This window comes from Planococcus sp. 1R117A (assembly GCF_051417975.1).
Classification (GTDB): Bacteria; Bacillota; Bacilli; order Bacillales_A; family Planococcaceae; genus Planococcus; species Planococcus shenhongbingii.
In genome coordinates, this window is sequence record NZ_JBPRLO010000008.1 from 38,346 (window position 1) to 60,007 (window position 21,662).

The 21,662-nt window shown below is 37.9% G+C and carries 21 protein-coding genes; 7 read left to right on the top strand and 14 right to left on the bottom strand.

Translation table 11 applies throughout. The annotated features are described in order from the left end of the window. Positions 1 to 423 precede the first annotated feature (423 nt). Positions 424 to 1,212 carry a hypothetical protein gene (locus ACSFXN_RS18270; RefSeq protein WP_437151660.1) on the top strand — a complete coding sequence of 263 codons (789 nt, stop codon included), beginning with the start codon at positions 424 to 426 and terminating at the stop codon, positions 1,210 to 1,212. A 651-nt stretch (positions 1,213 to 1,863) separates the two neighbouring features. Here ACSFXN_RS18270 and ACSFXN_RS18275 read toward each other — a convergent pair. Further along, on the bottom strand, positions 1,864 to 2,304 hold the full coding sequence (locus ACSFXN_RS18275; protein ID WP_437151662.1) for a hypothetical protein: 441 nt from the start codon (positions 2,302 to 2,304) through the stop codon (positions 1,864 to 1,866). Positions 2,305 to 2,752: 448 nt separating this feature from the next. Between ACSFXN_RS18275 and ACSFXN_RS18280 the strand changes: the two genes are divergently transcribed. The 3 genes from ACSFXN_RS18280 (at position 2,753) to xerS (ending at position 5,055) form a co-directional block, all read left to right on the top strand. Then, the gene (locus ACSFXN_RS18280) at positions 2,753 to 3,496 is read left to right on the top strand and encodes a Fic family protein (protein WP_437151664.1); all 744 of its coding nucleotides are present in this window, start codon (positions 2,753 to 2,755) and stop codon (positions 3,494 to 3,496) included. 105 nt (positions 3,497 to 3,601) lie between these two features. Beyond that, positions 3,602 to 3,895 (top strand): hypothetical protein, encoded by a 294-nt coding sequence (locus ACSFXN_RS18285; protein ID WP_437151666.1) that lies wholly within the window; start codon positions 3,602 to 3,604, stop codon positions 3,893 to 3,895. A 50-nt stretch (positions 3,896 to 3,945) separates the two neighbouring features. Then, positions 3,946 to 5,055 (top strand): tyrosine recombinase XerS, encoded by a 1,110-nt coding sequence (gene xerS, locus ACSFXN_RS18290; protein ID WP_437151668.1) that lies wholly within the window; start codon positions 3,946 to 3,948, stop codon positions 5,053 to 5,055. A 102-nt stretch (positions 5,056 to 5,157) separates the two neighbouring features. Here xerS and ACSFXN_RS18295 read toward each other — a convergent pair whose 3' ends face one another. Both ACSFXN_RS18295 and ACSFXN_RS18300 read right to left on the bottom strand, forming a co-directional pair. After that, positions 5,158 to 6,078: a hypothetical protein gene (locus ACSFXN_RS18295; protein ID WP_437151669.1), complete on the bottom strand. Its 921-nt coding sequence runs from the start codon at positions 6,076 to 6,078 to the stop codon at positions 5,158 to 5,160. A gap of 342 nt (positions 6,079 to 6,420) precedes the next feature. Next, the gene (locus ACSFXN_RS18300) at positions 6,421 to 6,621 is read right to left on the bottom strand and encodes an EAL domain-containing protein (protein WP_437151719.1); all 201 of its coding nucleotides are present in this window, start codon (positions 6,619 to 6,621) and stop codon (positions 6,421 to 6,423) included. 347 nt (positions 6,622 to 6,968) lie between these two features. Here ACSFXN_RS18300 and ACSFXN_RS18305 point away from each other — a divergent pair, with 347 nt between their 5' ends. After that, the gene (locus ACSFXN_RS18305) at positions 6,969 to 7,382 is read left to right on the top strand and encodes a DUF4362 domain-containing protein (RefSeq protein ID WP_437151671.1); all 414 of its coding nucleotides are present in this window, start codon (positions 6,969 to 6,971) and stop codon (positions 7,380 to 7,382) included. A gap of 199 nt (positions 7,383 to 7,581) precedes the next feature. On the opposite strand, the gene ACSFXN_RS18310 is transcribed toward ACSFXN_RS18305, so the two are convergent. Both ACSFXN_RS18310 and ACSFXN_RS18315 read right to left on the bottom strand, forming a co-directional pair. Next, positions 7,582 to 8,025, bottom strand: a complete 444-nt coding sequence (locus ACSFXN_RS18310; RefSeq protein ID WP_437151673.1) for a hypothetical protein — start codon at positions 8,023 to 8,025, stop codon at positions 7,582 to 7,584. Between the two features lie 367 nt (positions 8,026 to 8,392). After that, a complete protein-coding gene (locus tag ACSFXN_RS18315; RefSeq protein ID WP_437151675.1) occupies positions 8,393 to 8,842 on the bottom strand; it encodes a hypothetical protein in 450 nt (149 codons plus the stop codon). A 332-nt stretch (positions 8,843 to 9,174) separates the two neighbouring features. Here ACSFXN_RS18315 and ACSFXN_RS18320 point away from each other — a divergent pair, with 332 nt between their 5' ends. Further along, complete coding sequence (locus ACSFXN_RS18320) at positions 9,175 to 9,792, top strand: recombinase family protein (RefSeq protein WP_437151676.1); 618 nt, start codon at positions 9,175 to 9,177, stop codon at positions 9,790 to 9,792. 61 nt (positions 9,793 to 9,853) lie between these two features. Here the strand turns inward: ACSFXN_RS18320 and ACSFXN_RS18325 are convergent, their stop codons facing one another. Continuing rightward, a complete protein-coding gene (locus ACSFXN_RS18325) occupies positions 9,854 to 10,756 on the bottom strand; it encodes a DUF3800 domain-containing protein (RefSeq protein ID WP_437151677.1) in 903 nt (300 codons plus the stop codon). A 541-nt stretch (positions 10,757 to 11,297) separates the two neighbouring features. Between ACSFXN_RS18325 and ACSFXN_RS18330 the strand changes: the two genes are divergently transcribed. After that, positions 11,298 to 13,898 carry a DEAD/DEAH box helicase family protein gene (locus ACSFXN_RS18330; protein ID WP_437151678.1) on the top strand — a complete coding sequence of 867 codons (2,601 nt, stop codon included), beginning with the start codon at positions 11,298 to 11,300 and terminating at the stop codon, positions 13,896 to 13,898. 86 nt (positions 13,899 to 13,984) lie between these two features. On the opposite strand, the gene ACSFXN_RS18335 is transcribed toward ACSFXN_RS18330, so the two are convergent. The 8 genes from ACSFXN_RS18335 to ACSFXN_RS18370 all read right to left on the bottom strand — a co-directional run bounded on the left by ACSFXN_RS18335 (position 13,985) and on the right by ACSFXN_RS18370 (position 21,620). After that, positions 13,985 to 15,163: a helix-turn-helix domain-containing protein gene (locus ACSFXN_RS18335; RefSeq protein WP_437151679.1), complete on the bottom strand. Its 1,179-nt coding sequence runs from the start codon at positions 15,161 to 15,163 to the stop codon at positions 13,985 to 13,987. Positions 15,164 to 15,198: 35 nt separating this feature from the next. Further along, positions 15,199 to 15,954 (bottom strand): DUF5986 family protein, encoded by a 756-nt coding sequence (locus ACSFXN_RS18340; protein ID WP_437151681.1) that lies wholly within the window; start codon positions 15,952 to 15,954, stop codon positions 15,199 to 15,201. Positions 15,955 to 16,188: 234 nt separating this feature from the next. Further along, positions 16,189 to 17,223: a hypothetical protein gene (locus ACSFXN_RS18345; RefSeq protein WP_437151683.1), complete on the bottom strand. Its 1,035-nt coding sequence runs from the start codon at positions 17,221 to 17,223 to the stop codon at positions 16,189 to 16,191. Positions 17,224 to 17,655: 432 nt separating this feature from the next. Beyond that, positions 17,656 to 17,973 (bottom strand): hypothetical protein, encoded by a 318-nt coding sequence (locus ACSFXN_RS18350; protein ID WP_437151685.1) that lies wholly within the window; start codon positions 17,971 to 17,973, stop codon positions 17,656 to 17,658. A gap of 391 nt (positions 17,974 to 18,364) precedes the next feature. Beyond that, positions 18,365 to 19,057 carry a hypothetical protein gene (locus ACSFXN_RS18355; RefSeq protein ID WP_437151686.1) on the bottom strand — a complete coding sequence of 231 codons (693 nt, stop codon included), beginning with the start codon at positions 19,055 to 19,057 and terminating at the stop codon, positions 18,365 to 18,367. A gap of 14 nt (positions 19,058 to 19,071) precedes the next feature. Then, the gene (locus tag ACSFXN_RS18360; protein ID WP_437151688.1) at positions 19,072 to 19,596 is read right to left on the bottom strand and encodes a hypothetical protein; all 525 of its coding nucleotides are present in this window, start codon (positions 19,594 to 19,596) and stop codon (positions 19,072 to 19,074) included. 354 nt (positions 19,597 to 19,950) lie between these two features. After that, on the bottom strand, positions 19,951 to 20,334 hold the full coding sequence (locus ACSFXN_RS18365) for a hypothetical protein (protein WP_437151689.1): 384 nt from the start codon (positions 20,332 to 20,334) through the stop codon (positions 19,951 to 19,953). A 923-nt stretch (positions 20,335 to 21,257) separates the two neighbouring features. Then, positions 21,258 to 21,620 (bottom strand): YolD-like family protein, encoded by a 363-nt coding sequence (locus tag ACSFXN_RS18370; RefSeq protein ID WP_437151691.1) that lies wholly within the window; start codon positions 21,618 to 21,620, stop codon positions 21,258 to 21,260. Positions 21,621 to 21,662 lie beyond the last annotated feature (42 nt).

Below are 21,662 nucleotides of genomic sequence, written 5' to 3' on the forward strand. Positions count from 1 at the left end.
AATTCTTTCAGTTTTTTAACAGACTGCTTCCAGAAGAAAACTTGTTTCTTTCGAAGGTTTTTCCATGCCAATTCCCCTTTTCAAAATACTAGTATTAGTATGTCGATGTTTACTTTATTTTGGCTCTAAAACCCAATCAAGCTATCAACGTATGGTGGTTCGATGAAGTCTACTATTCTTAGGACTGTACCGCTCTCCTCCAATGAGAGTCGCCTGACTCCACCTGCTAAATGTAGTTAAAGTTCAGGATGGAGATGAGGCTACGAAGCAGCAGAGAATTGGAATTTTAGGTCGATGTTATTAAAAACTTGGAATGCGAGCTCTAATTGATTAGTTATATACTTATTCGAGTATTGCCTCCAACTATTTTGATGTATTTGACCATAATGCATATTTGACCTATTAAGGAGGAATCAATGTATCATGGCTGAAAAAACACTGATTGTTCTCCAGGAAAATACTGGGAAAGTCGCTTTTCCATTTGATCTTGGCCCTACAATTGAAAAAGCTGCAGAAGACATTATTGATCTCGTAGCAGAAACCTTTGAGGATATGAAAACTAACCTGCAAGCCGCAGACAGCTATAATAAAGTTTATCTGTTAACGGATATTGGATGCACTCGTGAGCGGTTGCTGGATGTTCTTGTTGCAGAGGCTAAGATAAACCGAATCGTTGATCTTCTTGTTATCGGACATGGCAGAAACGAGGAACTGCTCCTACACAATAACAAATCCTTGACAGGAACCAACATGGGCAACATTCGATCGCTAATAACAGATGCAAAGGCGCTAGGTGCTGCATCGCTCGATAACTTGCGTATGGTTTTTATGTGTAACTGTTATGGGGGAAGTCTTAACGACGATTGGCTGGCTATCGGCGCTAAAGTTTCTGTAGGCTCCATTAGAAATAATTATATGCCAGAGCCTATGATCACCTTCTTTATGAAAAATTGGATTAATGGCCAAAAAGCTAAGGATGCAGCGAACAATGCTTACGAAACCAGTAAACCTTTTTGGTTACCACTTTACCAACCTACTGTTCAGGTGAAATATAAAAAAACCAAGGTGCCATACCCTTGTCCAACTTGGAATGATCCATTAAAAATGTGCGAGTACGAAGCGGAAATTCCCGATGGCATGGATATTACCGAGAATATAAAAATAACGGATTCACAGTTAGTTGTATCGGGAAATGGAGACCTTCAATTCTAATTGGTTTATTAAGTGTGTATATTTTTTCGAAATAATCATAGAGCACTTCTTTTCCTAGTTGATCTGTCAATTTAACGATTACCATTCCTTAGAATTTGAGATATGCTCTATATTTTTACGATGTTAATTATAGAACACTGCTTATTAAATCGAGAAAGAAGTTTACGAGGACTTGAAGATGTTAATCGAGACTGAAGGGTCTTCTTTTAAATAAAAGCCATAATAGGAGTTAGTAGAAAAGGGGAAACAGCTGAAAAACCGATAGAATCCCCATGAAGCTTATAAAGTTTATTTGGTATAGAATCGGCTAATATTAATGTTAGATATAAAGCAGAACTTCCACAAATTAGGAAGTTCTGTTTTATCATTATTGGTTTCTTAAACTAAAGCACTCGTTAGTTTAACAAGCAGTTCTTGTTCATAATCACTTTAAACTACTGGATATAAACATTGAAGTATCTTGATTCATAAAAATATAATTCTATAATGGATTTGAATATTTTTAGCTGAGAGTTTTTAAGATTGTTTGGTTAATGATTTTCGTCCGCCTATTTTAATCAAGAATACTAGAAAGTAGAATTTTAAAGTAAATTCCCTATTATCTCTTCTCTTTTATCCTCTCTATGAGGCTTTATTAATTTTGTTGTAAGATTACTGATGTGTAGGACCGACCTGCATATGAATGTGATTCTGATGATCGCGTCTTAACTGCTGAGCAGGAGGTGGGTGGTCAATGTAATCGGGATGTAATACATAGCCACCTTTATCGCCGATTTCCTTTGGAGGCCATTTGTTTGCTGGTCCGATACCGTTGCATTCACATTCAAGGGTGGCAAAACTGAATACCGTTCGAAAAAAATCATGTGCCAATGAATCCTTAGTTGGATCCAAGCGCAATGGAGTTCCTGATATGACCGGTTTATTCCCCCAGTCTTCCTGGATTTTACGTTTAAAAGGCATCCCTGAGCTGGACCCATCAATTCCAGAAAAATCCAATGCTCGTCCATGATTGTGGCAGTCGGTTGGATCGTCTCCACCATGACCAATTCCCATATGCCGAATAACAGTAACATCTGGCCCTATAGCTTTCATTCAACGCGTCAGACGGTAAAGGCAAACTAACATACGCTGATCTAGATTGTCGATCAGCGAAGCAGAACTGGCTGTATGGTAAATAAAATCAACCCCAGTTAATAGTAGAGAAGAAGGGAAGATAACAATGGATACCGGTCATCTTTCTTTCTAGGTTTCTATTTGTTCGCAAAATCTTAATTTAACGAATAAATGTAAAAGCTACCTGAGAACGAGGGAGAGAGGAGAATTCATATAGCGATCTCGAATTTTAACTTTACGCTAAATACTAGTTTAGTTTAAAGTTGCATTTTTAAAACGTAAATATGGTAAAATCAAGTAGTAAAGTATACATGTATACCAGTTGCCTGTAAAATTAGCTTAGCTTTCAAGTTACGCATATAAAGGCCATCAAAACGGATCGATAACGATGGATAACTCATCAATAAGGAAAAGCAGGTGTGTGTAGATGAAAGAATTTGCTTACATAGATTCATTAAAAAAAGAGCTGGATCAATTCAGGCCGCTTCCTTCCGCTGCAGTAAGGAATTTGAAAGAGGTCTACCGCGTGGAATGGACGTACAATTCCAATGCCATCGAAGGAAATACGCTTTCGTTGATTGAAACAAAAGTCGTGCTTGAGGACGGATTGACGATAGGCGGTAAGCGGCTCCAGGAACATTTGGAAGTCATCAATCACTCAGCAGCCATTGATTTTGTGGAAAATCAGGTCAATCAGACCGGAGAACTGGATGAGAGAACCTTAAAAATGATTCACTACTTGATTTTAAAGAACATTGATGATGAAAATGCCGGCGTTTACCGGTCCATCAACGTCCGGATTTCAGGCAGTCAACACACGCCGCCGCATTTTTTACAAGTGCCGCAGGAAATGAACGACCTTTTCACTTGGTATGACCAGGAAAAAGACCATCTGCATCCCGTTGAACTGGCGGCATTGTTCCATTTCAAGTTTGTCTATATTCATCCCTTTGCGGACGGAAATGGCCGGACAGCCGGCCTCCTGATGAACTTGATCCTGATGAGCCACGGCTTCCCTCCCGCTATTGTGAAAGCCGAAGATTCACAGCGGTTGCATTACTACGAAACCTTGGAACTTGCCAGTGTCCATCACAATACAGCGCCCTTTATTGAGTTGATCTCCGCTTGTGTAGAAGAAAGCTTGCTCAATTACTTGCAAGCCATTAAGTAAAATCAGCTACTCTACTTGCTTTCAAACGAACTATTGTCCGCTAAAATTGGATTTAGCGTAAAGTTTGACCTTCTTTGACTAATCGGGTTGAAAGCAGGTGTTCAGATGAACTATTGGCGATACATCGAACTGGACGACGGGATTGGCCATGGCCGGACAGCAGACGGACTTCCCTTCTGGGAAATGGAAATCCAGGGCTGGAACGACGATGTTACCTTCACGGATCTGACCGACCTCGTGGCCATCCGGGCGGTGTTGCCGGATACCGACTCGGAAGCGGAAATCAGCGTGGCCTATGCCCACCCCGAGCTGCAACAAGACCTGATGATAGGACAACTCGTAACTCAGGCCATAGCCGATTTGCGGGCGGCGGCTTCCGCCTTCCGCCAGGCGGACTGATCCGGTTATTTTGTGTTACCCTTACCAACTATTTTAAAGGACGTGATCCCTTGCCAGCCCCAACGAGAAAAACCATCCTAGCCGAACAGCACATCGAACAGGCACTTCAGGACATGCCCTTCTATGTCGTGGAATATGTCCGCGCCAAGAAACGCGCGACCTATTCCGTCCGCACGCTGAGCGGCTACTTGCACGACTACAAGCGCTTTTTTGACTGGCTGCGGCAGGAAGGCTTCTCCGATGCGGAGAAAACCGCGGATATCCCCTATACTGTCTTGGAATCCTTGAAAAAGAAGGACATGGAACTGTTCTTTGAAAGGCTCATGGAGGAAAAGATCGAGAAGCGCGAAGGCATTTTCATTACCCGCTCGATCGACAGCACCACCCGCTTTATCCAGTCGCTCAAGTCGCTGTTCAACTACTTGACGTCGGAAAGCGAGGATGACGAAGGCGAATGCTACTTCTACCGGAACGTCATGGCCAAGATTAAATCACCGAAGAAAAGCGAATCGACCGCCCGCCGCGCCAAGCGGATCAGCGCCAATACGTTCAACCGCTCCGAAATGACGGATTTCCTGGACTTTATCCGGGAGGACTATATTCTAACCTTGAATTCCCGGCAGGCGGCCCGTCATGAATACAACCGCCTCCGGGATATTGCCCTCATCTCCCTGCTCCTCGGAAGCGGGATGCGGGTAAACGAAGTGGCCGGCCTGCTGATTCCGGATATCGACCTGATCCATGGGGACGTGCATGCCTTGCGCAAGGGCAACAAGCTCGATACCGTCAGCATCACCGACACTGCCATGAAAGACCTGAAGAACTACCTGGACGAGCGGGAGCGGCTCTACAGGCCGGACAGGAAGAACCAATTCGTCTTTTTGACGAAATACCGCGGCAAGGCCAATCCGATTTCGGTGGAATCCATCGAAAAGCTGGTGAAGAAGTATTCGGAGGCATTCATGGACGGCAAGCGGCTGAGCCCGCACAAGCTGCGCCACTCCTTCGCCAAAGGCTTCCTGGACGAAGGCGGATCCCTTGTCGCATTGCGGGATCAGCTCGGCCACCACACCATCGAGACCACTTCCCTCTACACGAATCTCAGCCAGGAAGAGCAACGCGTCATTCTGCGCAAGATGGATAAGAACGAGAATGAATAAAAAGCAGAGCGGGAAATGAAATCCGCTCTGCTTTTATTTTTTTACCAATGAAACTGGGCAGAAACGCCATGGCCGACCACCTCTGGTTCAAAGAGCAACCACTTACGTGCTAAGATTTATGATCGACTCTTCAGAAGTTCTCATTCCCTTCAGCCTAGTATGTTTCAAAGGCCACCACTCCTTGTGGTATGGCGTTACTTCTAAAGAGGCTTTTACTTTTACTTCCGTCGCCTCTTGGGGGACTCTAAGGATAACGATAACCTGAATGTCTTCCTCTGCTTGAACTTCATCAAAATTCCAGTAACATTCAGTATCTTCAATGCCAACTGCCGAAATTAGGGTGTTATTGATCTCAATAGGTGGTAAGGTCAATTCTGTCGATGAATCGATTCCTGTAACAACATTCGCGTCTCCCTCAATGTAACCAATAGGCAACAAAACCTTCGGAATTTCCGCTTTCACTGTACCATTTGCAGTGATGGCAATTCTAGCCGTTGTATTGCTTTTGAGCAAATTTTGGTAAGTGTTGTCCGGAACCATGGAAGTGACGACGGTTTCTCTCTCTTCATTGTCATAATTGTCTTTGAACTTTAATTTTAAATTCACATTTTTCAGCAAGACATGCTCTTCCAATTCGCTATGAAAATAAACTTTTACTTGATAGAAATTGTATTTTTGTTTTTCGTGCTGCAGTTTCATCTCAGCGGGTATTGGAACTCCTTCTTCTGCATACTTCGGGATGAGCGGTACCGTAGGGAAATTTCCGGGGATTTTAATCCCATTTCTATACATCCTGTCTACATCGCCTCTGAGCCATAAAAGCCATCTTCTAAACGCGCTTATTTTTTCATCATCAACAGGGTTCCATACTGGAGCAATACCGCGCCATGAACTGGGTAATTCTACTGGTGATTCTACTTCTGGCCATTTGGTTTCGATAAAATTATCCACTTTGCTTGCCAAATCGACTAACTCAACAGATGAAAGTTTTATTGTTACTTCTTTTCTCTCCTGCTCTTGCATGATTCTTCCTCCTTCCTGTTATATTTATGTATAAGATTGTATGTCTATTTTACTAAATTTTTTATTAAACATCAAATAAAAATCACAATTTTCTGATAATTTATCCTAGAATTAAGAAACGTCACTTAACTTTCAAAGATGATTAACGATGAACTTTATTTCTAAGGATCTTAAGAGCTTTCTGCTTTCCACTCACAAAAAAAGCCAGGATTTCAGCTCCCAGCTTTTCCTTTCCATTCAATTTCTCATACCAATAGTCGAGTTGAAGTCTTCTATAAATCTTGGACGACTCACCAGGTATCCTTGTATCGCATCCACTCCCATTTTCTCCAGCAATGCGTATTAAGATTCCATTTCCACGCCTTCAGCGACTACTCTTAAATTCAACTTCTTTGCCAGATTGATGATGGATTCCACTATGATGGCTTTCCGGAAGTTGGAAGATATCTGCCTTATTAAAGAAATGTTCAACTTTAACACATTGAATGGCTTAGCCCCCAGGTACTCATAAGGTTCTTTTGTGATGCCATTTTGTACCGTAATTCAATCACACCTGCGTCTGTCACAAAATCGAAGGAACCCTTCTTCATTCGATAGGACATTCCTTGTAATTTACTACTAGAAAAACTACTTCTGATAATCCCTCATATGTAAACTCAATCTTTTATTTTGGTTTCCAGAAGAATAGTATAAAATAGCGTTACTCCATTTCTATTATTTGGTATATTTGGAGTAGATACTATCTCATGTACTAAAAATACTCCCCCACTTTAGTAGCCCAGAAGTGCAATGAGACAAATTCTTTTGTTATTAACTGCTGTAACCAAGAAGTTCTTTATACAATTTTCCTTGCTATTCTATCTTAGGATTGCGAAAAGGAGCGTAGTACAATGAAGAAACATTGGGTGTTAGTTTTATTCAGTTGCCTTGTTCTCTTTGGCTGTCAGAACAATTATGCTTCTTTTCCGGCAGCCGATACGATTATAGAAAGAAATTTAGGTAATGTAGAGAATTTAGACCGCTTTCATGATTTTTTAGAGAACTTCGCTAACAAGCAAGCTGATCATATACTGATTCAAACTTATACCACGGAGGGAGATCCTATCTATCTAGAGCTCCAGTATGATGAGAAGGCCATTCATTTCACAAGAGACTTGACTGAAGATAAATATGGTTCATTTGAAGTGACCGAAACGGTATGCACAGAACTGCGCAAAGAGGAGTCAGATAAACGAGTGGATTATCTGTTGGGCCATTGCGAAGACCAAAGCCAGGATACTGTATTGGTTGTTGTAGAACAATAAACAAGCCGCTTCTCGTTTTAATCTCCATTTAAATATTAGTCATTCGTCAAAGTGGATCTATATAGTCAGTAAGTGGAAGGGCAACGCTGACTTAGCCCTCCCTTCCTTTTAGTATTTGAGATTTTCATATCTTTTCCTTCTGATAACTCCTGATATGTAAACTGTTTGCTCGATTTATCTTCGCTGCTCGCTATCTTTCTCAGTTTCCGCCTTGAACCTCTTCTACAGTTCTGCCGTCTATCGAATAGACACTGCCAACTAACGCCTCGGCGGGGTCTTTCGGAAAGGACCAACCGCCAATTACTTCGCCTTTATTCAGATAAACAGATACCAGTGTTGTCTTTTCATTACTGATTTCTTCCAAAGGGTGGTTGTCAACCTCAAATTCCACAACAGCTATTTCTTCACCTAGGTATGAAGCAGGGCTGAAAGATTGTACTCGCCAAATTTGTTCATATCCTGGATCTGTCAAATAATCTTCTTGAATAATAATGGCATCGTCTTTGATCATTGAAACGGGATCGTACCCCAGATCTTCTAAGTAAACACTAGCTGCAGAAGCATTTCCGCTCAATTGTTCGGCCTCTTTACAACCTGTCAAAATAATTGTTAAGCACATAAGCGAATCTAGCATCGTTCTCAAATAGATCTCCCCCTTCGAATTTATGTAGATCTTAATAATTTATGATTCTATTAAGAGAAATATATAATTCCTATATACCTTATTACATATTTCGTTTTCGATTAGACGGGACAAAACTTCTAATGTTTCATTTCTTAATTAAACTTGAACGAACCAGTCTATTTTTTTATTCAGAAAGGTAGTTCGAACTTATAACCGTTCGTAAAAGTACACTTAAACGCACAAAAGGAAAGAAAGAAGCTAAGTCTAGCACTTCTTTCCTTCCGATAATTTGAGAAATGTAAACTAGCAGTACAATACTCATTCACTCTCTTTTTACGATAATGATTTTACTGTTTCCAAGCTGTCGCAATCAGCTAGCCAATACCTACCATTCCAGAACACTGACAGTTGAGGGAAGTGCTTTTTGGAAAAACTCCCTTTGACTCTTATCTAAACCGATGCCCACAAATTCGGTCCCGTAATGTTCAGAAGAAAACAGCAGATTCCCTTTCCGGTGAAGAAAGACCGAAAACCACTTCAGGTGGCCCGTTGCATTCATCGGATGCGAAAGGAGAAAGTTCTTCGCTCTGTCGGTCAGCTCCCCTCCAACGATGAGGACACTGCCTTCCTTTCGGCAAGCTGCGTCGTTCAGCGCGTTTAGGATTTCATCAACCGTTGCTTGTTCATCTTCCCAACAATGGATTTCAAATGCATCCGCTTCAACAAGAAAATAGTCAATCAGAGGGATCCAAAACGAGTAATCTGTTGCAAAATTTATCCCGTTATTTGATTCGATAAATGTTGTTATCTCGAAGTGCATGTTATATGTCGTCATCAACATCCTCCTATGATTACTTTCTCCTCGTCCTCTTCAACGCTTCAATTTGGATTTTACTGGAGTTATTTTCATTTTTTAAATCATACGAATAGAGTCGGTACACTTACATCAACTATACGGAGGACTTTAAACAATAGCTAGATAATTTTGGAAATAAAACCGTTCGTAAAAGTACACTTTTACGAACGCTTCAAAAAGGGCTAAAAAGGGCCTAAAAAAGCGTTCGTAAACGTGTCAAATTACTTTACGAACGTTCGCGAAATTGCACACACTTTTACGAACGCTTTTGAGGTATAATGAGAGGAAAGAATCGTTCTTAGAGGTGAATTATGGAACATCGCAAATTTGGCTACATACGTGTCAGCAGCAAGGACCAAAACGAAGGCCGTCAATTGGAAGCCATGCGGAAAATCGGCATCAATGAACGGGACATATATCTGGACAAACAAAGTGGGAAAAACTTTGAACGGGCGAACTATCAATTACTAAAACGGATTATCCGAAAAGGCGACATTTTGTACATCCACTCTTTGGACCGGTTTGGCCGAAATAAAGAAGAAATCCTTCAGGAGTGGAATGACCTCACCAAAAATATTGAAGCTGATATTGTGGTGCTGGATATGCCGTTATTGGATACGACTCAATATAAAGACAGCATGGGGACATTTATTGCAGACTTGGTGTTGCAGATTCTTTCCTGGATGGCGGAAGAGGAACGGGAACGCATTCGGAAACGGCAGCGTGAAGGAATCGATTTGGCATTGCAAAATGGCACCCAGTTCGGCAGACCGACCGTTTTTGTTTCAGAGGAATTCAAAGAGGTTTATAGAAAATGGAAAACTAAAGAGTTAACAGCAGTGGAAGCCATGCAGGAAGCTGGAGTTAAAAAGACTAGTTTTTATAAATTGGTAAAAGCACTCGAAGAAGAAACAGCTAAACTACTATAATAGAAGAAACTCAAAAGAAAGGGAGAAGATTCTATTCTCCTCCCTTTCTTTTGAAAGTCGTTTAAGTATTTTTTTGATTACTATTAGGTCTTTGCCCACGCGAACGTTTTCCACGTGATTTGCTATTTTTCTTTCGAGGTGAATGTGCTTTTGAAATTACAACTGGAGCAGGGATGGAAGAGGGAATGACCTTAACGCCAAAACGTTCCTTATTATTTACTGTCCCATCATAAAGAAGATTTTTTAAAACTCTATTCATACCGTATATTTTTGGTTTGCGATGAGTTTCTTTTCTTGCAAACTGATTAGGTAAGAAATCAGCTAATTGAACACATGCATTGTTTGCTGTTTTTGGGATAAATGTTATTCCCTTTAAATGATCTTGAATTGCATGGCGAGAAATAAACATAGACCCGATTGAAAGAATACTAGAGTAGTGCTGTCTTACTTGCCGATCAGCTGAATGCAAACTATTATCAGTGACTGAATCTCTACTTTCAAGAAAAATTTCTCCGGTTGCATTATTTTTAATTAAATATTGCACAAAGTTCTCTATAATGCTTTGCATAGCCGTAAAGTAACAATCGTTCATGTTTCTTTGCGAGTAATATAATTCTAATTCACTCGTGTTAATACATGAACCAATAACTTTAACATCCAAATTATTAAAGGATTTTTCGATTTCTATGTACAGTAATTTAGCTACAGCATTATGTTCAAACCTTTTATACTCGCTACTGATTTTGGTAGTTTTAGCATATCCATCTCTATTAACCTGAGTTATATCTTTTTCATGAAGTACAATGCTTGTTGGATTTGCGATATCACTCCAAACATTACTTTTTATACGATTTACTTCTTGCTCTGCATCTTTGACTTTTGAAGAACTAATTATGAATCCAGCCACACAAAACATAGGAGGTGCCGTACTTTCATCTAAGTACAGATGATAATGGTCAGTCAAAATTTGTCGCCTCCCTTTAAATATTCAAATTGCTACTTTTTAAAATCACCATCTGTATTCTATTATAACTTAAATTTTTAGAAACAAACTCGTTGATATTTTAACTAATACTGTGTTATTATAATTAGTGCAAGGGATTGAGAGACAATCTTAATATATGTGATGGTGGGTTTTTTCCCCCATTGAGTAGCTCTCCGCTTATGCGTGATAGAAGATACTCGTTGTCGTCGGCAAACCCTTTACTTACTATTATAATTGTTTGAATTTATAAAAAGACCAGCTCAAAATGAGCTGGTCTTTTATTTTTATTTAAGAATTTATATCACTTAATATATTTTCATCTTCCTCTTTTCCTTTTCCTTTTCAAAAGCCTTCGGGTTGATCAGTTTACTTTAATTCGCTCTTCTTTCATTAATATAAAATTAGTAAAATAGGTAATTAATATATGCTTAGTGTCTTTAATTCTGTTAATATATTGAAGAATTAATATTTATTTCAATCTTTTTAATTATAGTAATTGTGAGATTATGGAGGCGTTAAAATGAGCTTTAGAATAAAGAAAAAGGAAAAATTAACTTTCGATTCACCACAAGAAATGTATAGAGATTATAAAAAAAGATCTATAAACGGACCATTAGATTATCAATCAAAAATGATCGATTTATACCTAGAAAAAGCCAGCGAAAAAAGTGATGTTGCATTTGAATTACCTACTGGAAGCGGAAAGACACTTATAGGGTTATTAATCGCTGAATTCAGAAGGAAAAAAAACAAGGAAAAAGTAATCTATCTATGTCCGAATAATCAGCTAGTAAATCAAGTCGTGGAAAAGGCTAACTCCGTATATGGTATGAAAGTATACGGCTTTACTGGCAGCAAAAAAAACTACAACCCGCAATCAGTCTCTGCATATAATAGAGCCGAAGGAATTGCTGTCACTAATTATAGTACTTTATTTAATACAAACTCTTTTTTTGATGACGCCGATATTATTATATTTGACGATGCGCATAGTTCTGAAAGTTATATTGCTTCAAACTGGAGCTTAAGAATTAATCGATTTGAAGAAAAAGAATTATTCCTTTCTCTAGTCGAATCATTAAAAGATGTACTAGAGAGTTCTCAATATAATCATTTGACAGAAAATGAAAATGATAGAGATAAAAATTGGTTCGATAAACTTCCGAATTTAAGTCTGGAGAAAAAAATTGATCAAATAATACCTATAATTGAAGCACATACTCAAAATACAGCTTTGCATTATTCTTGGCAGAATCTAAGAAATCATTTACATGCTTGCAATATGTTTTTTAGTAGTAATGAAATTTTGTTAAGACCTTATATTCCACCGACGATGACACACCATCCTTTCGCACAAGCTAAGCAGAGAATTTATATGTCTGCCACTCTCGGTGAAAGTGGCGAGCTTGAAAGAATAACAGGTGTTCAAGACATTTATAGGTTGCCTATAGTAAAAGAATGGGGAATTCAAAGCATAGGCAGACGGTTCTTTTTATTTCCAAACGCTTCATTTAAAGAGACTGAAACACAAGACCTTCTAATTAGAATAAAAAAACTACAAAAACGAGCACTTATACTTTCGCAAAACGACAAGAGCGTAGAAACCATAAAAAAACTTATAGAAAAAAAGTCGACTTCAGAAGTTTTCTTAAGCAAAGACATTGAAAAAACACAAGAAAGTTTCATTCAATCTGAAGATGCAGTTGCAATACTCGCTAATAGATATGACGGTATTGATCTAGACGGAGAAAAATGTAACCTGCTTATGCTACTTAGCCTCCCCAGTGCTACACATCTTCAAGAAAAATTTTTAACAAGTAGAATGGCTGCTTCGATATTATTTGATGAGCGAGTGAAAACTAGAATAGTACAAGCAGTAGGAAGATGTACACGTTCTGACGTTGACTATGCAGCTGTAGTTATCTTTGGGACAGAATTAGAGAATGCATTAATGTCTCCTAGAAAAATTGTTCAATTCCAACCTGAATTAAGGGCTGAACTGGAATTTGGTTATGCCCAATCTGAAAACCTCGATGATCCAGAAATGCTTATTGATACCTTGAAGTTATTTTTTGAAAGAGGAGAAGAATGGGAAGATGCTGAAGAGGCCATCATTAATTCAAGAGACGAAATTGAGGAAGAAAATATACCAAATGTGAAAAAACACTTTGATAAATTAAGAATGGCAGCAAGTCACGAAGTCCAATTTCAGTATGCACTATGGAAAGAAGATTACGAAGAAGCTTTGAAACAAAATGAAAAAGTTTTGAGTTTTTTAGAAGAGGATGTTCTAAAAGGTTATGCAGGCTTCTGGAATTATAATGCAGGGTATATAGCTTATCAAATCTACAAGACTGGATTTGAGAAATATCTTGACGTATCAAAAAAGTTTTATAGAAATGCATCTGATTCCACAAAAACTATCAACTGGTTCAATAAACTTTTAGACCAACGAGATTCAATATCTACTAGTATAACCGATGACGGAATCAGTAATTTATTAGAGAGACTTGAGAATCAAATTGTCAAAGACGGTGTTAAAACATCTACACTCTTTGAGCAAAAAGTAAAAAGTATTCTTACAGATTTGCATAGTCAAGACGGAAATCATTTCGAGAGAGGTCATTTAGAGTTAGGAAAAGTTTTAGGATACATTTCTGAGAATGCATCTGGAGATTCTGATCCCGATCCTTGGTGGATGTTAAATGAAGATTTCTGCATAGTTTCAGAAGATAAAATTTATCAAAATGAAAGTAAGGCAATTCCTACTAGACACGTTAAACAGGCAGGCGGTCATGAAAAATGGATAAGAGAAAAAGTGAAGTTTTTGCGAAAAAATGCTTCTATCTTTACTATTATGATGACCAACTCTAATTTCATTGAAAAATCTGCCATTACTTTTGCGGATGACATCTTCTATGTTAACCGAACTGATTTTATAAATTGGGCTGTTTCAGCTATTGAAGCTGTAAGAAAAATGAGAAGGAGTTTTTCACAACCCGGCGACGTAGTATGGCGTTTAGAAGCTGAGAAAATACTAAGGGATCATAATTCAACTCCTACAGACTTAGTTCAATTTATGAAGAATAAAGAATTGAAAAGTATATCTATTAAAGAATAAAACAAAAGAAGATGCCACCGTGCATCTTCTTTTGCGTTATTCTAAAATTCGTAAGCCAACCTAACTTCAAAATAAATAATAATGTTTTATAATCCCGAATTTTTTAATTTCAAATCGAGTGATACCAAGCTACCTTCTTTAATAGGCTTTAAAGTTCCAGGATTTAATCCTATGACATGTTCCAATTCATTTGCTTCCATAGACAGATGATAATCCTTTGATAAAGAATTTGCTATCTGGGCGCCTGATAAAACATTATGCTCAATTAACAATTGTATAGCTTGTTTTAAGGCTGTTGGTTCTTCTACAGACAGTTTGTCATCTAATGGTTCGAATTTACGCCAATTATTTGAACTTATCTTCCTTTGAAGCTGTTGATACTGAGGTAATGTAATGACTCCTAACTTGTAAGCTCTCATTGTCATAGCAGAAATAGAAACCTTCCACTTTCTTTTCAAATGAATATAATTATTTAAATCAGTAGGATGGGCTAAAATGTCATGTACAAATGCTTTTTGAGGTAAGAGAAATGCACCTGCAAATTCATGTGCTTCTACTTCCATTTTCTTGTACTGTTCTTTGGTTAGTTCATCTGAGTCTACAATCAAATCATGCAATAAGAAATGTGCTAATTCATGTGCTGCATTAAATCTTCTACGTACCGATACCTTACTATCATCACTTAAACTTATCACATAGCTATCAAATTGCTTTTTTCTAATTACGGTTGTTTGTTTTCTGCCAAAAGCATCAATTCCCGCATTTTTAAAAGAAAATGCATTAATAATGAAACCTTTACTCTCTAGTAGCTCTATCATATTCGGAATAGGATTTTCTCCTAAATCCCAAAATTCTCTCAAGTAAGTTGCAGCTTGTTCAGGAGAATAAAAACCTTCACTTTCTATTTTATCCAAAGGTAATTGTATTTCTGGAAACTCAACATACTCATCTAACAAGATTTTCATCATACTCACAATTTTTAAAGGGTATTGCTGTCTTTCTTGCTCTCTTTTACTAATAGAAAGAAGTGAACGAAAAAAAGTATTTCCAACTTTCAACTGAACAAAATCACGCTCATAAAAAAACTGTTTAGGAAAGTTTAAAATCATCATCAATTTTGCAACAGTTTCAAAATTAGGATTAGCTAATCCATTTTCATATTTAGACACCATTTGTTTCGTCAGGTTTAATTTTTCAGATAGTTGATTAATAGTCATTCCACGATATATTCTTGCTTCTTTCAAGCGTTCTCCATTAAAATTCATTAAATTCACCTCCATTATAGCTGGAGAATTTCAGATTAATCCTCATCAGAATTATTAGGTTTATATTTTTCCCTTAATTTAATAACATTATTCTTTTTACTAAGAGCTACTACATTCTTAGGCTGATCAGGTGTAACAGGACTTTCAGCATTTTCAGCAGATTCATCAAGATATGGTAAGTTAATAAATTCTGACCAATCTTCCTCAGCTAACGCCACCATCTCTTGACTATATTTAATACATGTAACCTTTGCTACGGCTCCATGATGATTTTTGAAGGAGACCACGACGTGTTGCTTTACCTCATTGAATCGATCTCCTACTAATTCCATTTGAAGTTTTATAGTTTTTCTATTCCATTCTTCATCCTCCGATAATGGCAGTAACTCTCTTTGATAACTCATAGGATGCCCCGATGGCATTTCATTTATACTTGGATTAAAGTTTGAATAGGCGTGGATATAGTGAGGCTGCTTGGTCTTTCCGAATTGGATAGCTCTTCTTTCAAGATTGTTTTCATTCATTAAAGTTATCATAGTGCCACTTATAGGTTCGAATAAAGTGACAAACTCCCAGCTGCTTCTTTTATTTAAAAAAGCAATAACATCTTCTACCTCGCCATTTAAACAACTAGTATTCAACTTATCCCATTTATAAAAGTGAACACCATTTGCTGAACGGAAATTATTACTTTTTAAGTAATCATTCTTTAAGTCTGAATGTACTTGTACTAACAACTCGACCAGTGACTTCTTAAAATTCAGCGACAACCCAGAAAGACTAATATTCACGAATCCACCTACTCTCCATTTTTTCTAATTATACTACATTTTTTAAAAATTTGTCTAATAAAACTAATGATTTTCAAATAAAAGTCTTTTGGTTATAGATAATCCTCTATTGTCCATGTTTAAATTATTTACGGAAACTAAAAAAAGATGACTCCGGCAGAATACCGAAGTCATCTAATCGCAGCCTAGCTGCAGGATACCTTTTTATAAACTGTCCATTAAACGGGTCGCGGATCAGTTTTTCCTATCCCTTTCTCCTTTTAGCTCCCTTTTCAATTTTGATGCAGTCCCTTTTTTCTTTTGCGGGCTGAATATGGAAAGCGTAACGGCACTTTTTTTATGGGTTTTGCCAATGATTTGATGCAAGTTTTTCTCAATATAACGTAGTTGTTGGTGATTTATTTTTTTTGCAGCAACGATATCGTATCCCCATATAGGTGGCTTTAAAATATTTACATATTGATTGCTTTCTCTAACGCGCTTGAAGTGACGGTGCAAATGATCCCATACGATATAATGCTTCTCATACGTGCCCTCATGTTCGTTCTTAAGACAAGGCAACACGATATATACGTCTCCTTTTATCCCTTGAGTTCGCTGATCATGTATGTCAGCCGTTGCGGTTTGCCACGTGATATACGCTATACGATTTTTGTAATCCGAATTCGTCTCTTCTGCCATTTGCTTCGGATAAGTTGGTTTTTGTTTTCTCGGAAATAATTCGACAATGATAAAAGAAAAATCCTCATCAGAATGAGACGAAAATCGCTTCTCCATATGCCTTACATCAATCCACTTTCCCTTTGTGTCTATATCCTTTACCATATCCCGCACAATCAACACAGCGGTGGATTTATTACTTTTCACATATGCAATATAGGCGACATCGTATTGTTGACTCTTTATCAAGGGAGGTGGTTTCGCTATATTTTGACCTTTTTGCTCTGCTTTACACGTAGCATAATCAATATATTTCTCTATGTAATAAGCTCGTAATTCTCCTAAAGGCTCCTGTTCTCTTTTATGACGTAATGCTTTTCCTAGTTGTTTCTTACGCTTTTTCTGTTCCTCTATTTTTTGTAGAACTTCAGAATTACCTACAAGATTTTCATTCGTATACGATTCACTGCAGTCATAACAGATTTTCCATTGTTTAATCCACCGATGCTTTACATCTAGTTCGCTGGTTGTTTTCAAATAATCTTTCACTTTCTTTTGCAACCGATTGTTTTCATTTACTACTTGTTTCCCACAAATGATACAGTCCATCGTACACCTCCAATCGTTGCGTTAGTTGAAGAAGGAAAGAGCTTTGCTCCTTGTTCCAGTAAAGCACCCATTTAAAAACCACATTATAAATAATAATTACATCGATCATTAGAAAAATTAAGAACACTATGCATTTTAATACGAGCCAGCTAAGAGGCTTTTTTTTATATTATCATTTATTAGTAAATTGTTACATATTCACCAAGGATTCCTCTTTACTTCCCTGTTTTTATATCATTAATGTGCATTAATTCCGTTTGAAGGTTGGTAATTCATCAAATCTTCGAAAACCAGTAAAAACCAAAACAAAAAGTCCTTTATAATGAATAGGTCAGGTAGTTCCTGTCCAAATCCACTAAAAAGGAATTATGGGATGGTTTGACTTCACAAACAGAATTTAAAATCCCTCTGCCGGCTGACAGAGGGATTAATTTATTGGGCGATAGCTCCATTGCTTTGATACCCACTCATACGGATGAGAATATCAATGGCGGACAGATCTGGTAAATCATAAACAAATTTTTTAGCACCTTCGAGGTCACTAAAAGCAAAGGCCTGCAGTTCCGTCTCAATCACCCAATCTTCATCTTCCATCGTGATTAAGTAAACACGCACAACCGGCTGGATAGCTGTTTCTTTATAATTCTCCCCTGCAATAATCACTCCGGTATTCGGTTGCATCGGACTGATCAATGTCTCGATTAACACCATTCCATCCAGCTCTTTTGGCAATTTCATTTTATTTTTCATAATGTTCTCCCTTTCTTTGCTGCAGTTGTTTTTAATAGATTACCGAATACAGAGAAAGAGCACAAAAAGCCGTTTTGGATGTTTCAACCGAACATACTGCACGTTTTAGTGTGGCAAACATCACGTTTGATCAGTTAAACGTGATGTTTCCCATCAAAAATCGATACGTTTGATGATTTATTTAAAATTTTTTTCTATCGATAATACTTTATTGTTTTAACGAATACACGTACCAAAAATTAAGCAAACACAAGAAACCACAAGTAATCTTTTTTATAAGACCACTTGTGGTTTCTTGTATTCACTGATTCAAAAAACTAAATTTTCTTTCCAATCGCTTACGTTCATTTAGGAATTTACAATTGACTCTACTCTATTTAGAAAAAAATATTTATTTCTTCTTACTTAAATATTGGTTTACTTCTTGTTCGTATTTCTCTACTACCACATTAAATGGAGAAGGAGCATCAGCAGACAGCTCGACATTTTCCAGGTCAATATTGTACTTCTCAGCTAAGACAGGAAGTAATTTATCCCATATTACCCATTTAACATAGAAATCGCGATCGTACGAGTGATTCATTTCTTCAAGAGTAAGACCTAAAGCTTTCGCTTGAGCTTCCATTGCAGGTACTGGGTACATATCGGGACCATTTTTAATCCACTCGTCCACTTCTGCATCAGTGTAAGTAATTTTGTATTGCTCAGTGGCAAGTTTCAACCAAGCTGTTTCAAAAGCATATTTTTTCTTAGCGGCTTTTACTACATCGCCCATATTAGCAGTATTACCTTCTACCGACTCTTCCATAATGCCTCTAATAATCCATTTTTGAAGTTGATTGTCGCTTTGTTTTTGCCCGTTTGCCATATTAATAGCATTTTTCCACATTTCTTCCGTCGGTTCCAGTAAAATTCTGCCCCCATTTTGTACTTCTTCAGCAACTTTCTTTTCTGTTTTCTTAGGAGCCATTTCAGTCGAATCAGCACTAACGTTAATTTTTGCATCAAAAACGTTGCTGATTAAAACAAAACTCAAAAACCCTAAAGCGATCAGACCAACTAACTTCTTTTTTCGAGATTTCATCTGTTTACCCCCTTTTATCTGATATAGCTCCAATGAGCCTTAGAGCCACCATGAACCCAACCTGATTTATATACCCACATAGACATAGTGGTTTTTAAATTAAGATAATAATTAATATCTGAACTGATATCTGCCGAACTTATTTTCGAATAATTTGTGGCGTTTCCATCACTATATTTGGCCCAGTAGCTCCCTGATGACATCGTCGTACTACTTTGTCCAGTAATATGTGATCCATCACCACTATTGTAGTAATTGTTACTAAATCTTAATTCGCATGTATAAGGGCAAGCCTTCTTATAGCTTACATCGACCTGTCTCTTAGTAGAGATAGCCCTCTTGTACGTAAGGTTCCAAGCCCAATCTTCCGTTGTATACACATTATAAGTCACAGAGCCCCATCCGGCACCAACAAAAGCATATTGAATAGCGTCACTATGTCCTTTTCCCCATACTGCCGCCGAAGAGCTCGATGGATTAGATAACAAAGAAATTAATAAAACTCCCAAAACAATTAGAACAGAAATACTTTTTCTCATCATGTTCCTCCCCCTAAAAATTTTAGAGTGTGCACCTCTCTAGCTCTTATTATAGACTAAAGTGTTGTAAAAATGTAAAAAAATTGTAAATAATATCAATATAATTAATTATCAGTTTTATTTTAAATAATGAGCATTAATGCCTGCATTTTATGCTCATTATGGGCGTTTTAATATTATCCAAAATAAACCATAAAATGATTTTGGGACTGCATCGAGTTTTCGAGGTATTTCACCTACTCCCAAGTTGATGATGTCCACTGGCTTTTTTATATCGCCTCAACTAATCATATATCATAGAAAAAGCCGTTGATTTGAAAAATTCCTTTCAAATCAACGGCTTAGCCATTTTTGTTATTCTTCTAATAGAACGATTCTTTCAGCAATTTCTCCTGATTTTTCAGGGCCTTCTCCTATTTTCCAAACAGCTACTAAATTTCCTTTTGCTAATTTTTTATCGATTTCAGTTTTGTTTAAGTTAAAAGCAGCAACATCAAGCCCAAAACTTTCCATGTCGTTAGTTATGGCTTCTTCTTTTGTAACGTTCTCAGATATTACGATAACTTGTTTGTCCGTATCTATATCGACTATATGACCGGTGATAAAAGGCGGCTCTGCTATTATTTGTGTTTCAGGAATCTTCGTTTCCTCTTCGGTATCCTCTACCTCTTTCTCATTGGTGCAAGCTGTGAGAATAAGTATTAAAAAAAACATTATACAGACCTTAATAATTTTCATCGCATTTTCCTCTTTTCGGTTAATTTAATCTGAAGTTATGTTGTGTTGAAAAGTTTTAAGCTGTTGATTTTAACGGTTTGGTTTAGATATTTCCTTCTCTAGTTTCTTTTTTTATTTTGTATGCCATCTTTTTGTCCTTTCTAACGTGGTGATTCTTACTATATTCTTCTTTATATTAAAAAAATCCTCTTTTGGAAGATAATATAAATTAATTTTTAAACATATCGAAAATATTTTACATATACTCAACTGGGCGAAAATGAGATTCTAGGTCAATGTGATTTTCACGACCTGATTTAGTGTCTGTCGAAAGCTGCTTTTAGAAAGTTGCACTGTTAACCTTGTAAGTTTTTTTCATTTTACCGCTTATCATTTTAAAGGTTTAATATCGCAAACACTACGGCTTCTATATGTAGTCCTCTCTGTCATAGTCCTACTCCCTTCAGAATTTTCTTCAAAAATGGCTTGCACAATAGGTTCCCATTACATGCTCCGGGTTTTTCGCAGGTTATCGATTCATTTTTCTGTTCTAGCGGACTCGGGGCCTGTTTGGCGTTTAGGAATGCTGCTCCTTCAACCCTTTTTCCACTCCATCCATCAGGTGATTGTTTCAACATATTTCCCATTCTCCTTGTCCATGTTTCACTCCAAAAAAACCGAACATCTTTCGTGTTGCTTTAGAAAGGTTGCACTCTTTTCTATGCCTACCCATCAACTTAGTTCTAACAATCGCCGTACCAGTTCCGGATGTGGTCTCGCCGCGCCTAGCGTCCGTTCCTTCCATTTCCGCACCTCGAACAGGTCCTGCTGCATCGATGTCTCGTCCTCCAGGTTGCCGATGGATGGGAAATCCGATGTTCCATGATATTATGCATGGACGTATGCCTTAAGTGAGTTCTGTGCACATTTACTCCCTGCGAAAACTAATCGACCAAATTGATCGAGACAATTTCATCCACTTGCAACGTCCGGTCCTTGAACGGATCGGCATAGGTGAGTACGCGCGTCTGGAGGTCGATCTCCACAATCGTTCCGTAGTGCCGGGTCACTTTGCCCGCCTTCCACGTATGGATGATGACGTGGCACCGGCGTTTCAGGGCCAGCTCCAGCTCCTCCTGGATCAGCTGCAGGTCATAAGCGTCCAATTTCGGCTGCGGCATCCGCTTGTCCTCCTCCGCCCACTCCCGCAGCAACTGCACATGTTCCGTTAGGAACATTCCCTGCCACTTGATGTTTCCCCGGTCCTTGATGGTGCCCACCTGTTTCATCTTTCGATTGATTTTCATGTCGACCACTCCTTCGCTTGAATAAGAACATTTGTTCTCATT

Bases quoted from the DNA above. Each gene is read 5' to 3' on its own strand.
- ACSFXN_RS18305 (WP_437151671.1), top strand. From the start codon at position 6,969: ATGAAGAAACATTGGGTGTTAGTTTTATTCAGTTGCCTTGTTCTCTTT.
- ACSFXN_RS18350 (WP_437151685.1), bottom strand. From the start codon at position 17,973: ATGAAAAATAAAATGAAATTGCCAAAAGAGCTGGATGGAATGGTGTTA.
- ACSFXN_RS18320 (WP_437151676.1), top strand. From the start codon at position 9,175: ATGGAACATCGCAAATTTGGCTACATACGTGTCAGCAGCAAGGACCAA.
- ACSFXN_RS18285 (WP_437151666.1), top strand. From the start codon at position 3,602: ATGAACTATTGGCGATACATCGAACTGGACGACGGGATTGGCCATGGC.
- ACSFXN_RS18275 (WP_437151662.1), bottom strand. From the start codon at position 2,304: ATGAAAGCTATAGGGCCAGATGTTACTGTTATTCGGCATATGGGAATT.
- ACSFXN_RS18335 (WP_437151679.1), bottom strand. From the start codon at position 15,163: ATGAATTTTAATGGAGAACGCTTGAAAGAAGCAAGAATATATCGTGGA.
- ACSFXN_RS18280 (WP_437151664.1), top strand. From the start codon at position 2,753: ATGAAAGAATTTGCTTACATAGATTCATTAAAAAAAGAGCTGGATCAA.
- ACSFXN_RS18370 (WP_437151691.1), bottom strand. From the start codon at position 21,620: ATGAAAATCAATCGAAAGATGAAACAGGTGGGCACCATCAAGGACCGG.
- ACSFXN_RS18315 (WP_437151675.1), bottom strand. From the start codon at position 8,842: ATGACGACATATAACATGCACTTCGAGATAACAACATTTATCGAATCA.
- ACSFXN_RS18295 (WP_437151669.1), bottom strand. From the start codon at position 6,078: ATGCAAGAGCAGGAGAGAAAAGAAGTAACAATAAAACTTTCATCTGTT.
- ACSFXN_RS18345 (WP_437151683.1), bottom strand. From the start codon at position 17,223: ATGGACTGTATCATTTGTGGGAAACAAGTAGTAAATGAAAACAATCGG.
- ACSFXN_RS18270 (WP_437151660.1), top strand. From the start codon at position 424: ATGGCTGAAAAAACACTGATTGTTCTCCAGGAAAATACTGGGAAAGTC.
- ACSFXN_RS18355 (WP_437151686.1), bottom strand. From the start codon at position 19,057: ATGAAATCTCGAAAAAAGAAGTTAGTTGGTCTGATCGCTTTAGGGTTT.
- ACSFXN_RS18330 (WP_437151678.1), top strand. From the start codon at position 11,298: ATGAGCTTTAGAATAAAGAAAAAGGAAAAATTAACTTTCGATTCACCA.
- ACSFXN_RS18365 (WP_437151689.1), bottom strand. From the start codon at position 20,334: ATGAAAATTATTAAGGTCTGTATAATGTTTTTTTTAATACTTATTCTC.
- ACSFXN_RS18360 (WP_437151688.1), bottom strand. From the start codon at position 19,596: ATGAGAAAAAGTATTTCTGTTCTAATTGTTTTGGGAGTTTTATTAATT.